This window comes from Weizmannia sp. FSL K6-0777 (assembly GCF_038593185.1).
In the GTDB taxonomy this organism is placed as follows: Bacteria; Bacillota; Bacilli; order Bacillales; family Bacillaceae_C; genus Weizmannia; species Weizmannia faecalis.
Genome location: NZ_CP151971.1, coordinates 996,753 through 1,008,762 on the forward strand (window position 1 = coordinate 996,753; position 12,010 = coordinate 1,008,762).

The following is a 12,010-nucleotide window of genomic DNA, read 5'->3' on the forward strand; positions in this document are numbered from 1 at the left end:
CACTTGTGCCTAAAAGATTATCTGTTTTTTGCCCGGCTGACCCTGAGTTCGGGCTGTTTGCTTCCGGCCGGCAACAACGTCATCAGCGAACCTGCGACGATCAGGATAATCCCGACCGTAACAGCCGGCGTAATCGCTTCTCTGAGAAAAATGAGGGCCAAAATCGGCGCCAGTGCAGGCTTAATAAAGAAAACCATCGAAGCCATTGATGCACTCGTTACATCCATCGCAAGGAAGTAAAACGCAAACCCGAGCCCAGTGACAAAAATGCCGATATAAATCAGGCTTGGCAGCGTATGCCATGCAATTCCGCGGAACACGGGCACATTTGCAAATACGCTGAGGCCAATGGAACGCAGCCAGCCCGCAACAAATCCGATTTTCGAAAGCAATACAAGCGCAAGGATTTCCATACTGCCGGTAAAAAAGCTCAGGCAGGTTAAAATGACGCCGTCGCATTTAAATTGCTGGCTGCCCTTTCTGCCGACAACACTGTAAAGCGCAAACGTAACCGCCGAAAGAAGCGCAACAATGATGCCAAATGGACTTTGGATTTCAAACGGGTTGACGATAAACAAAATGCCGACCAAGCTGATGCCCAATGCAACCAGCGTCCGCTTCGAAAGACGCTCTTTTAAAAGAAAATGGGCGAGCGGAATAACAAACAGCGGGTTGCAACTGAACAAAATCGCAACGGTGGAAGCTTTTGTATAAACAATGGCCAATTGGTAAAATGTCATGCTGATCACAACACATAAAAAGCCGGTTACAACAAAAAATAAAAAACTGTCCTTTGTCATGTGAAAATGATATTTTTTCATATGCTGAAACGCCAATGGCGACAATATAACCGCGCCAATAAAAAAGCGAAGCAGGTTCAATTGGATCGGATGAAACGTACCGGCAACCATTTTTATGGCAATTTCCATCGTGCTGAAAAATACAGCAGACAAAACAATGTACAAAATTCCTTTTTTCATGCTCATTACCTCGATCTCATTAAAATGTTTAAATGGTTATCCGGTCATCTGATGATCAACAAAAAACGGCAGCGCAAATTTCACCTATTCCAGTTTTATTCCATCTCCTATTATAATGCTCTTCCGTTCATAAGGAAAAGGACAACTATGTGAACAATAGAACAAATTGGTGGCTGCCGCTTAAAGAATTCGTTTCCTTCCCCTCTCTTCTTATTTTTCCTTTGATTTTCGCTGTTTTCCTTATGGATTTGTTTGCGGAGAAACGGGAAAGCCCATTAAGGCTTGAGCCTTCAAAACCAGGGCGAAAGGCTGGCGGCCCTTTAAAAAGCCTGAAAATGTCCTCCTTTTGCAGTGCTGTTGGGGGATGAATGAAAACAACAAAAATCAACATAAAACCTATATCGGTAATGTTTGTTTCATTTGATAACCCAACCCAATCCATTTAAAATAAAAGAAGAAACAAAAAATTTTAGATTGAAAGGCTGGGAGAAGATGAAAACGGCTACAAAAACATACCAAATGTATATTGACGGGGAATTTACTGATGCTGCTTTAAAAGAAACTTCCCAAGTCATTAACCCGGCAACAGAAGAAGCCATTTCCGAAGTCCCGAAAGCAACAATAGAAGATGTCAGAAGGGCAATCGATGCGGCAGAACGTGCCCAGAAGTCATGGGAAAAACGCCCTTCTTCTGAACGGGGCAAATACTTAACTGCGATTGCACAGGAAATCCGCCGCAACGCCGATGCTTTGGCGCGCGTGATTTCGGAAGAAGTCGGAAAAACGCTGGAACTTTCCACAACCGAAGTCCATTTTACAGCCGATTATATCGACTACATGGCCGGCTGGGCGCGGCGGTACGAAGGGGAAATCGTGCCAAGCGACCGCCCGAAAGAAAACATTTTCGTCTACAAAGCCCCCATTGGCGTCATTGCCGGCATTTTGCCATGGAACTTCCCGTTTTTCCTCATCGCCCGTAAAGCAGCGCCGGCGCTGATTACCGGGAATACGATTGTAATCAAACCGAGCGGGGAATCGCCGAACAATGCGTTGGAATTTGCAAAAATCATTGACAAAATCGGTCTGCCGAAAGGGGTCATCAATATTGTCACAGGCAGCGGAAGCACGCTCGGGGATGAACTGTCCCGCAACCCGAAAGTCAGCATGGTCAGCCTTACCGGCAGTTACAGTGCAGGAGCGGCCGTGATGCGGGCAGCCGCGGACAATATTACAAAAGTTTCGCTTGAATTAGGCGGGAAAGCCCCAACGATTGTGATGGACGATGCCGATATCGATCTCGCCGTCAAATCGGTTGTTGAATCGCGTGTGATCAATACCGGGCAGGTTTGCAACTGCACAGAACGCGTATATGTGCATGAACGCGTGGCGGACGAGTTCATCGGGAAAATCGTAAAAGCAATGCAGGCCGTCAAATACGGTGACCCGCTTGCCGAAGAAGGGCTGGATATGGGTCCGCTTGTCAGCAAAAGCGCACTGGAAAGCGTTGATCAGATGGTGAAAAGGGCGGTTGAAGGCGGCGCCAAAATATTAACCGGCGGCAAACCGGCCGAAAGGGACAAAGGCTACTATTATGAGCCGACCGTGCTTGTCAATGTCGATAACACAATGGAAATCATGCGCGAGGAAATTTTCGGGCCGGTTCTCCCGATTGCGACGTTTAAAACACTTGATGAGGCGATTGAACTGGCAAATGACTGCCAATACGGCCTGACTTCCGCCATTTTCACTTCCAATGTGGATACGATGATGCGCGCCAGCAATGAATTGAAATTTGGCGAAACGTATGTAAACCGCGAAAGCTTTGAAGCAATCCAGGGATTCCACGCCGGGTGGAGAAAATCGGGCGTCGGCGGCGCAGACGGCAAACACGGGCTTGAGGAATACTTGCAAACGCATGTTGTATATGTACAGTATAAATAATCAAAAGCGCCGGCCACCAGCCGGCGTTTTTGATTATCGCAGTCTTTCGATTTCTTTCATGATTTTGTCAGCATCAAAGTCCGCGCTCCCGTCAAAGTCTTTTATAAGCTCGCCGTTTTTATTGACGACATAAAAACTGGTGCCGTGCACAACCTGGTCATTTCCGTCCGATTTAGCGACCGGGTTTTTAAAATTTTTCATCGCAAACTTTTCGATTTTTTTCTGCGAATAGCCGGTAAGGAAATGCCACATGGAAAAATCGCTGTTAAATTGGTTGGCAAATTGTTTCAGCTTTTGTGGCGTATCCACTTCGGGGTCGATGCTGAAAGATACAAGCTCCACATCTTTGTAACCTGCTTTTTTGATTTTCTCCTGCAATTCGCTCATATGCATCGTCATCGGGGGGCACACCGTTTTACAGCTCGTAAAAATAAAGTCGGCCACCCACACTTTCCCCTTTAAATCGCTCAGGCTAAAAAATTTCCCGTTCTGATCCGTAAATTGAAAGTGTTCAACCGGATCCCCCTTTGGCGCACAGGAGGAAAGCGCCGGAAGCAAAAATACGAACAACACGAGAAGTGCAATCTTTCTCTTCAAATCAGCCCCCCCTTTACGGATGTAAGCGTTATTTTGTATGATCATTATAACATGTATTTTCAGTATAAACGGTAAAAACAGAAAAAAGAGGGTGAAGTGGTGAAAAAGTGGATTCTGGCGGGCTTGTTCCTGATGGCCGCCTCGCTCTTTGCCGGATGCGGAAAACAAGAGACGGCGGCTGTAAAACCGGCGAAAATGGTAAAAGTGCAGCTCATCGTTCCCAAAACGGCTGACGCCGGCACAAACATCCCGTTAAAGGCGGTGGTCACACAGGGGAAAGAAAAAGTAGACGATGCAGACGAAGTGAAGTTTGAAATCTGGAAGGAAAATTCGGATAAAAACAGCTCGATGCTGGAAGCGAAGCATGACCAGCACGGCATTTATACCGCAAAAACGGTCATTAAAGAACCCGGCACATATACGGTCCAGGTGCATGTGACAGCGCGGAAAATGCATGTCATGCCTAAAACCGATTTATCCGTAAATTAAAAAAACCGGGCAGCGTGAAGGCGTTTTTTCATGCCTTGCGCTGCCCTTTTTGCTATTCATGGCTTTTCACGTGCAGGCAGTTCGGGCATGTATTGCCGTAGCATTCCGACTGCTCATCGATTTTTTCGCCACATTCTGTGCAATATTTGTCAGGCAGATTTTTGAAAAAATCCAAGATATTTTGTACCATCATCACCACTCCTTGTTATATAACTGTTTAATGTATTTTTAATTGTATTATAACAGTTTTCGAATGTCAATGGCAGAATGGTGAATTTTTGAGGAAAATAGAGAAAAGATCAAAGATTGCCCACGGGCATCCCTTGTTCTATAATGAAAATGAAAGGGATTGCTTTACATTTTGCATAAAGGAGGCGGCATTATGCTGTTTATTGATAATCAGGGCATTACCGACCCGCGCATCAACCTTGCCATCGAAGAGTATGCCCTGAAAAATCTCGATATCAATGAAACTTATTTACTTTTTTACATAAACCAGCCGTCGATTATTATCGGCCGCAACCAAAACACAATCGAAGAAATCAATACGGATTACGTGGATAAAAACGGCGTGATCGTCGTCCGCAGGCTCTCCGGCGGCGGCGCGGTGTACCATGATCTCGGCAACATCAATTTCAGTTTCATCACAAAAGATGACGGCGAGTCCTTCAGCAATTTCCGCAAATTTACCGATCCGGTTGTGCAGGCATTGCGCAAACTCGGTGTAAACGCAGAATTGAGCGGGCGCAATGACATTCAGGTTGGCGACCGGAAAATTTCGGGGAACGCGCAGTTTTCCACAAACGGGCGCATGTTCAGCCACGGCACGTTGATGCTCAATTCAGAACTTGATAAAGTTGCACAGGCTTTAAAGGTCAGAAAAGAAAAGATCGAATCAAAAGGGATCAAGTCAGTGAGGAGCCGCGTCGCCAACATCTCCGAATTTCTCGACCATCCAATCTCCATGTCGGCATTCAGGCAATTGCTTTTGGAAAGCATTTTCGGTGGCAAGGAAATACCGGAGTATAAGCTGACCGAAAAGGATTGGGAAAAAATCCGCCAAATTTCGAAAGAGCGGTACCAGACATGGGAATGGAACTATGGCAAATCGCCGAAATTCAATCTCCGGCATTCCCGGCGTTTTCCGGTGGGAACGGTCGATGTACGGCTTGAAGTGAACAAAGGGATCATCGAAAACTGCAAAATTTACGGCGATTTCTTCGGCATCGGGGAAGTAAAGGATATAGAAGAAAAGCTGGCCGGCTGCCGTTATGAGCGCGCCGGTATTGAAAAAGCGTTGGAAGGCATAGATATCCGGCATTATTTTGGCAACATAACGAAAGAAGATTTTATCAGCCTCATCTATTAAGAACGCGCAAATTCCCGGGTTCCAATGGCAATCCGGGAATTTGTATTGAAATATTTTAATTGTTTTTATATAATAAATGGGTAGAATGAATGATTGTTCACTCAGAAAGGGGAGGGAGAAATTGAATTTACCGTCCAGTTTAAAAAAGACGGCGGAAATGAACGCGGACAAAACAGCTTATATTTTTATGGATCAGCCTGTTACGTACAAGGAACTTGACACGGCCGTTTCAAAGTTTGCGGACGGGCTGAAAAAACTCGGGCTCAAAAAAGGGGATCATATGGCCCTTCTGCTTGGCAATTCACCGCAATTCATAATTGCCTTGTACGGGGCGATGCGGGCCGGCGTGACCACGATACCGGTCAACCCGATTTACACGCCGGAGGAAATTCGCTACATATTGGATAACGGCGATGTGAAAGCAGTCGTGGCGCTTGATTTATTTGTACCATATGTGGATAAGATCGATGCCCTGCTGCCGAAAGTGGAGCATTACATCATTTGTGAAACCGATCCGGCAAAAGCGGGAAAATATACGCACCCAAAATTGAAATCGTTTTCACAAATACTGGCGGAAAGTTCGCCGTCCGTCGAAGAAGTGCCGCTTTCTGAAGGGGATACGGCGGTTATTTTGTATACGTCCGGAACGACCGGAAAGCCAAAGGGGGCGATGCTTACGCATAAAAATTTATATTCAAATGCGAGCGATATCGGCTCCTATTTGAAAATGAGCGCGGATGACCGGGTCATTACGGCTTTGCCGATGTTTCACGTTTTCTGCCTGTCGGTTGCTGTGAATGCGCCGCTCATCAGCGGGGCAACGCTGCTCATATTGCCGAAGTTCAGCCCGAAAGAAGTGTTCCGGGTGGCAAGCCGCTACAAAGCAACGATATTTGCCGGCGTGCCGACGATGTACAATTATTTGTTCCAATATGAAGGCGGGGATCCGAAAGACTTCGCCACGCTCAGGCTGTGCATATCCGGCGGCGCTTCGATGCCGGTTGCGCTTCTGAAAAACTTTGAAAAAAAATTCAATGTGCTCATTTCGGAAGGATACGGATTGTCAGAAGCCTCCCCGGTTACCTGCTTCAATCCGCTTGACCGCCCGCGCAAACCGGGATCGATCGGCACCAATATTGTCCATGTTGAAAATAAAGTCGTGGATGAGCTAGGAAATGAGGTGCCTGTCGGCGAAGTGGGCGAACTCGTTGTACGTGGTCCGAACGTGATGAAAGGGTACTATAAAATGCCGGAAGAAACGGCGGCTGCGATCCGGAACGGCTGGCTGCATACCGGGGACATGGCGAGAATGGATGAAGACGGTTACTTTTATATTGTAGACCGCAAGAAAGATATGGTCATTGTCGGTGGTTTTAATGTGTATCCGCGCGAAGTAGAAGAAGTGCTTTACGACCATCCGGATGTCGTGGAGGCAGCTGCAGTGGGCATCCCTGACCCCAATCAAGGGGAAGTCGTGAAAGTATATGTCGTATCGAAAAACAAAAATCTGACGGAACAGGCATTGCTCGATTATTGCAAAGAACGGCTTGCCAAATACAAAGTCCCGAAAGAAATTGAATTTCTGGATGAGCTTCCGAAAAACACAACCGGAAAAATTTTGCGCAGGTCTTTAAAAGAACAATTGCAAAAACAATCGGCCCGGCCATAAAAAATTGGGCTACGGAAAAGCCAAAGGCGCACGGTTTTCTGGAAAAATTGCAATATGGAAGTAGGGACTGCTGAAAACGATTAAAAAATCGGCGGTAAATGGCAAAAAACGCATGCAAAGCCAATCAGAATAAATCCGCCGCGGAACGGAAAACCGCTCGAAAAAGCCCGAAAGAAACGGCGGGACACCACCATTCATCGTGTCCCGCCGTTTTTTTATTGCATCTTTCTTGATAAACAACACTTTTTCAGTGCCCTTCTGAACGAAAAGCCAGATTTTTGGCATCTTGTTAGAAAAACAGACAAGGCGTATAATAGGAAAATATAAGAATATTGGATCATCATTTCAAAGCTGGGGGGATAAAAGTTGGAAGCAGCATCCATGGCGGAGGAAAAAACAGGCAGTTTCAAACCCGGGCTGCAGGCAGGCGCAAGCATTGCGATCGGATACTTTCCCATTGCGCTCACATTCGGCCTGTTGTCTAAAACAACCGGCCTGACATTGATAGAGACTGTGCTGATGAGCCTGATTGTATACGCCGGCGCCAGCCAGTATATGGGTTTAAGTTTGATCGCTGCCGGCACAAGCCCGTTTGTCATTATCCTGACCACCTTTGTCGTCAACATCCGCCATTTTCTTATGACTGCCGCCTTGAACCAAAAAGTGGAAGAACCAAGCAAATGGAAACGCGGATTGTTTGCGTTCGGCATTACGGATGAAACTTTCTCGGTGCTCGCCATGCGGAACGGAAAAATACCGCTCGGCTACGGATTTGGCGTCACTTTTATCGCTTACGCCAGCTGGGTCGTGAGCTCCGGGATCGGGTATGTGATCGGAGCCAACCTGCCGCAATTTTTGCAGGCAAGCATGACGGTTGCCTTATATGCGATGTTTATTGGCCTCCTTGTCCCGTCTTTGAAAAAAAGTGTGAAAGTCCTTTTCCTTGCCGCCCTTTCAGCAGCGTTCAACAGCATTTTTATCGGGTACGGCGTCATGGAGGAAGGCTGGTCCATCATCGTCTCCACTTTGTTGTCGGCTGTTTTGGTTGAAATAGCAGAAACATACAAACGGAAAAAGCGGGTGGAAGAAAAATGAGCACCATTATCCTCGTCATTATCGGCATGGGCATCGTGACGTTTTTGCCGCGGATGCTGCCGCTCGTCCTTTTGCAAAACAAAACGCTGCCGCCATTTTTGGAAGGCATTTTAAAAAATGTTCCGTACGCCATTTTAGGCGCCTTGATTTTTCCAAAAGTGTTTTTGATCCAAAAAGATCCGCTGTTCGGGGTAATCGGCGCGGGAACGGCCATCCTCCTCGCGTTCATCGGCGCGAATGTCATCATTGTCGTGCTCGGGGCGATTGCGGTGTTGAGCTTTTATTCTTTTCTGTTTTAAGGCAAAGCCGTATTGGCTGTTCTAAATGCCTTTTTCCTTGGCTACATATATAGAAGAGGACAAGGAAGGAGTGCATGTGGAGTGAAGATGAAGTGGGCGCTGCGGGCGATTGCGGCATACATCCTGTTCGGCCTTTTGATGTACTGGTATTTGTTTTATTACGCCGATGCTGCTCTTCCCGCCCAATATAAAGGGACAGCCGCAGATCCCGCTACTTTTATGAGCGGCCGCCAATTGTTTTTAAGCGAAGCATACGCAAAAATCAGGAATCTGCTTTTTTTCCTATCCGTGCCGTATGAATGGCTGTTTTATTTTTTGGTACTTGTGCTTGGCATTTCCAAAATGTTTGAACAATGGGCAGCGGCAGTTTCACGCATCCGCCTCATTCAAACCGCGGTTTATTTCTTTTGGTTTTCGCTTGCATCCTTTTTGTTTACCTTTCCGTTCGGTTATTTGTCCCATCGTTTTTCAAAAGCGTACGGCATTTCCACCCAAGATTTTGCAGGATGGATGAAAGATGAACTGACCGATTTCTGGGTAAACTTTGCCATCATGTTTGCTGTCGTCGCAGTGTTGTACGCCCTAATGAAAAAATTCGGGCGGAAATGGTGGCTCCCGGCCTGGCTGCTTTCCATTCCTTTTACGGTATTCATGATGTTTATCCAGCCGGTCGTGATTGACCCGCTGTATAACGATTTTTATCCGTTAAAAGATAAGGCGCTGGAGGCGAAAATTCTGGCGCTTGCGGAAAAAGCACATATTCCCGCTGATCATGTGTACGAAGTGAATATGTCGGAAAAAACAAACGCCCTGAATGCTTATGTCACCGGCATCGGTTCCAACTCAAGAATCGTACTCTGGGACACGACCCTCAACCGTATGGATGATAAAGAAATTTTATTCGTGATGGCACACGAGATGGGGCATTATGTAGAAAAACATATCTACTTCGGCATCGCGGGCTATATTTTGATGATGCTCATCGGGCTGTGGCTGATTGCCAGGTGGATGAATGCGGTTGGGCGGTGGAAAAAAAGCGGGCGGTGGATGTCCGGGATTTCCAGCATCAGCTCGCTGCCTTTATTTTTGCTCATTTCCTCGGTTCTCCTCTTTGCGTCAAGCCCGCTTACCAACTGGGCATCGCGCTACCAGGAGATGCGGGCGGATCGTTATGCCATACAGATGACGCATGATAAAAAGTCCGGGGTTGAAACGTTCCAAATTTTAACAAAAGCGGGTCTAAGCGAAGTCAATCCGCCGCTTCTCGTCAAAATATTTCGCTATGACCATCCAACAATGCTGGAGCGGATCCGTATGCTGGAAGAATAAGGGATGCTGAAAGTGCAGCAGGCACGGCCTGTTCCGGGCAAAAATCTTTTGGGCGTGCCCTGCATTTGCCATTTTTATGCAAAAGAAAAGCCGTGCAAACGGGACGGGCCTGTTTGCACGGCCTGTATTTATCCAAATTGCAGGTTGATTTTTTTCAGTTCGTTCGTTAAATACATGAACTGCTCCTTATCGCGAAGATCAAGTACATGGTCAATTTTTCTTAACAACGCTTCTCTTTTTTTGTTCAGCAGGATCTCATTCAGCAACATGTCCGTGTAAATGTGTTCCACAAATTTCTCCATCTGAATCCGGGACTTCGGGCTTTCTTTCGGCACGTCAGAGAAAGATTTTTTGTTTTCCATGTATGATCACCTTTTTCCGCTTTTTTTTATTATACAGAGCATTTCAATAAAAAGCAATGTAAAAATTGAATTTTTCTGAAACGGTAAATAAGGAAAAAAATGCATATTTTTAGAAAAACGACTAGAAATGTAGGAAATTTGTACTATAATAGAAAGTGAATTATGAGAAAAATAGAATGGGGGAATACTTTATGCAACATGGAGAATTGGACATTCATCCAAATACGATTGCGCTGATTCCTTGCCAGGAGGGAGGAGAAAAAGGGACAAAAATACTGGAAGTGGATCGGGAACGATTTGTGCCGGAACTTCCCCTGAGTATCGTGAAAAAAAGCTGTCAATACTTTGGAAGCGATTACGAAGGAAGAAAAAATGCGACAAAAAGCTTGATTCATGTTCGGCACAAGCCGCCGATCCTCGTTGATCCTCATACAGCTACCATAATTTTTCCAACAAAATCGCCCAGCCAGCCGGACTGTATTTGGCTGATCTCCGGGCATATTAAAGACCACACCCCAGAAGGCAAAAAAACTGAAGTGATTTTTTCAAACAATCAATCACTCGTATTGCCAATCAGCTACGGTTCGTTTATTAACCAGTACCATAAAGCAGCTGCTTTGCAGGTTGCTTATGAACTCAATATCCGGCGCTCCCGCATGCAATTCATGAAACAGCAGGGGTACAGAGCGATGGAAGACAGCGGGCTGTATTGGATTTAAGCTTGGCAGGGAGGGGGCCCCTGCCTTTTCGTCCAATAAAACGAACGCCTGCCCGGGAAATAAAAATGAAACATTGCGAACTGCAAGTCCGTATACAGGGGGGAGTGCATTTTGAGGAGGTAGGGAAATGAACAACCACGATATTGATTTTAAACTGGTCGGGGACGACATGCAGTTTGTTGAAGTAGAACTCGACCCGCAGGAGACCGTCATCGCTGAGGCCGGCAGCTTGATGATGATGGAAGACGGCATCCGGATGGAAACGATTTTTGGCGACGGATCGGGCAGCCAAGGCGGCATTATGGGAAAACTGTTCTCCGCAGGAAAACGGCTGATCACCGGTGAAAGTCTTTTTATGACCGCCTTTACGAACGAAGGCCGTGATAAAAAGCACGTAGCGTTTGCAGCGCCTTATCCGGGCAAAATTGTACCGATGGATTTAAGTGAACAAGGGGGAAAAATCATTTGCCAGAAAGATGCATTTTTGGCAGCGGCAAAAGGGGTTTCAGTTGGTGTTGAATTTCAGCGGAAACTTGGAACAGGGTTTTTCGGCGGGGAAGGATTTATTATGCAGAAGCTTGAGGGAGACGGCCTTGCCTTTATTCATGCAGGCGGCACGATCCAGAAACGCGAGCTCGCACCCGGCGAAACATTAAAGGTGGATACAGGCTGCCTTGTCGCCATGTCACGGACGATCGATTATGACATTGAATTTGTCAAAGGGATCAAAACAGCCCTGTTTGGGGGAGAGGGCCTGTTCTTTGCCACTTTACGCGGGCCGGGATCGGTCTGGGTGCAGTCGCTGCCGTTCAGCCGCCTGGCCAGCCGCGTATTTGCTGCAATGCCGGCAGCCGGTGGTTCGAAGGATGAAGGCAGCATGGCAAAAGGCTTGTTTAATTTGTTTAACGGGGATTAAGAGGTGTAAAAGCACTGCATTTTGCGGGACGTTTCCCGGAACAGGCAGTGCTTTTTTTTGCATGTGAAAAAATGATACGACCGGCCGGAAGCAGGGAGAGCGCTCCAATGGCGGTTGCGTGGCCCGTCCGGATGGGGAGGGCATCCGGATTGGTGGGAAGGACTTTTCCGGGGGCGGGAAAAGGCAGCCTTCGGATCAAATGGGAAGGACTTTTCTGTGGGCAGGAAAAGGCAATCTTTGACTCT

Annotated in this window: 13 protein-coding genes; 9 read left to right on the forward strand and 4 right to left on the reverse strand. The window is 46.7% G+C overall.

What is annotated here, in order from left to right:
* Positions 1 to 17: 17 nt before the first annotated feature.
* Positions 18 to 986 carry a DMT family transporter gene (locus tag NST70_RS04475; protein ID WP_179234311.1) on the reverse strand — a complete coding sequence of 323 codons (969 nt, stop codon included), beginning with the start codon at positions 984 to 986 and terminating at the stop codon, positions 18 to 20.
* 486 nt (positions 987 to 1,472) lie between these two features.
* Between NST70_RS04475 and aldA the strand changes: the two genes are divergently transcribed.
* Positions 1,473 to 2,921 carry an aldehyde dehydrogenase gene (gene aldA / locus NST70_RS04480; RefSeq protein WP_342475845.1) on the forward strand — a complete coding sequence of 483 codons (1,449 nt, stop codon included), beginning with the start codon at positions 1,473 to 1,475 and terminating at the stop codon, positions 2,919 to 2,921.
* Positions 2,922 to 2,954: 33 nt separating this feature from the next.
* Here aldA and NST70_RS04485 read toward each other — a convergent pair whose 3' ends face one another.
* The gene (locus NST70_RS04485; RefSeq protein WP_013858742.1) at positions 2,955 to 3,518 is read right to left on the reverse strand and encodes an SCO family protein; all 564 of its coding nucleotides are present in this window, start codon (positions 3,516 to 3,518) and stop codon (positions 2,955 to 2,957) included.
* A 99-nt stretch (positions 3,519 to 3,617) separates the two neighbouring features.
* On the opposite strand from NST70_RS04485, the gene NST70_RS04490 reads away from it, so the two are divergent.
* Complete coding sequence (locus NST70_RS04490; protein ID WP_061565400.1) at positions 3,618 to 4,007, forward strand: FixH family protein; 390 nt, start codon at positions 3,618 to 3,620, stop codon at positions 4,005 to 4,007.
* Between the two features lie 52 nt (positions 4,008 to 4,059).
* Here the strand turns inward: NST70_RS04490 and yhfH are convergent, their stop codons facing one another.
* A complete protein-coding gene (gene yhfH / locus NST70_RS04495; RefSeq protein WP_014095772.1) occupies positions 4,060 to 4,197 on the reverse strand; it encodes a protein YhfH in 138 nt (45 codons plus the stop codon).
* Between the two features lie 192 nt (positions 4,198 to 4,389).
* Between yhfH and NST70_RS04500 the strand changes: the two genes are divergently transcribed.
* The 5 genes from NST70_RS04500 to NST70_RS04520 all read left to right on the forward strand — a co-directional run bounded on the left by NST70_RS04500 (position 4,390) and on the right by NST70_RS04520 (position 9,768).
* Positions 4,390 to 5,376 carry a lipoate--protein ligase gene (locus NST70_RS04500; protein WP_017550211.1) on the forward strand — a complete coding sequence of 329 codons (987 nt, stop codon included), beginning with the start codon at positions 4,390 to 4,392 and terminating at the stop codon, positions 5,374 to 5,376.
* A gap of 121 nt (positions 5,377 to 5,497) precedes the next feature.
* A complete protein-coding gene (locus NST70_RS04505; RefSeq protein ID WP_014095770.1) occupies positions 5,498 to 7,045 on the forward strand; it encodes a fatty acid--CoA ligase family protein in 1,548 nt (515 codons plus the stop codon).
* 381 nt (positions 7,046 to 7,426) lie between these two features.
* The gene (locus NST70_RS04510) at positions 7,427 to 8,140 is read left to right on the forward strand and encodes an AzlC family ABC transporter permease (protein WP_061565409.1); all 714 of its coding nucleotides are present in this window, start codon (positions 7,427 to 7,429) and stop codon (positions 8,138 to 8,140) included.
* A complete protein-coding gene (locus tag NST70_RS04515) occupies positions 8,137 to 8,439 on the forward strand; it encodes an AzlD domain-containing protein (protein ID WP_061565404.1) in 303 nt (100 codons plus the stop codon). The genes NST70_RS04510 and NST70_RS04515 overlap by 4 nt, the downstream gene beginning before the upstream one ends.
* A gap of 81 nt (positions 8,440 to 8,520) precedes the next feature.
* Positions 8,521 to 9,768, forward strand: a complete 1,248-nt coding sequence (locus tag NST70_RS04520; protein WP_017550207.1) for a M48 family metallopeptidase — start codon at positions 8,521 to 8,523, stop codon at positions 9,766 to 9,768.
* Between the two features lie 128 nt (positions 9,769 to 9,896).
* Here the strand turns inward: NST70_RS04520 and NST70_RS04525 are convergent, their stop codons facing one another.
* Complete coding sequence (locus tag NST70_RS04525; RefSeq protein ID WP_014095766.1) at positions 9,897 to 10,130, reverse strand: IDEAL domain-containing protein; 234 nt, start codon at positions 10,128 to 10,130, stop codon at positions 9,897 to 9,899.
* Between the two features lie 191 nt (positions 10,131 to 10,321).
* On the opposite strand from NST70_RS04525, the gene NST70_RS04530 reads away from it, so the two are divergent.
* Together NST70_RS04530 and NST70_RS04535 are read left to right on the forward strand one after the other, a co-directional pair.
* Positions 10,322 to 10,849: a competence protein ComK gene (locus tag NST70_RS04530; RefSeq protein WP_046720962.1), complete on the forward strand. Its 528-nt coding sequence runs from the start codon at positions 10,322 to 10,324 to the stop codon at positions 10,847 to 10,849.
* 127 nt (positions 10,850 to 10,976) lie between these two features.
* The gene (locus tag NST70_RS04535) at positions 10,977 to 11,765 is read left to right on the forward strand and encodes a TIGR00266 family protein (protein ID WP_014095764.1); all 789 of its coding nucleotides are present in this window, start codon (positions 10,977 to 10,979) and stop codon (positions 11,763 to 11,765) included.
* Positions 11,766 to 12,010 lie beyond the last annotated feature (245 nt).

Coding starts and splice junctions, on each gene's coding strand:
- NST70_RS04475 (WP_179234311.1), bottom strand. CDS start 986: ATGAGCATGAAAAAAGGAATTTTGTACATTGTTTTGTCTGCTGTATTT.
- aldA (WP_342475845.1), top strand. CDS start 1,473: ATGAAAACGGCTACAAAAACATACCAAATGTATATTGACGGGGAATTT.
- yhfH (WP_014095772.1), bottom strand. CDS start 4,197: ATGGTACAAAATATCTTGGATTTTTTCAAAAATCTGCCTGACAAATAT.
- NST70_RS04500 (WP_017550211.1), top strand. CDS start 4,390: ATGCTGTTTATTGATAATCAGGGCATTACCGACCCGCGCATCAACCTT.
- NST70_RS04510 (WP_061565409.1), top strand. CDS start 7,427: ATGGCGGAGGAAAAAACAGGCAGTTTCAAACCCGGGCTGCAGGCAGGC.
- NST70_RS04515 (WP_061565404.1), top strand. CDS start 8,137: ATGAGCACCATTATCCTCGTCATTATCGGCATGGGCATCGTGACGTTT.
- NST70_RS04525 (WP_014095766.1), bottom strand. CDS start 10,130: ATGGAAAACAAAAAATCTTTCTCTGACGTGCCGAAAGAAAGCCCGAAG.
- NST70_RS04530 (WP_046720962.1), top strand. CDS start 10,322: ATGCAACATGGAGAATTGGACATTCATCCAAATACGATTGCGCTGATT.
- NST70_RS04535 (WP_014095764.1), top strand. CDS start 10,977: ATGAACAACCACGATATTGATTTTAAACTGGTCGGGGACGACATGCAG.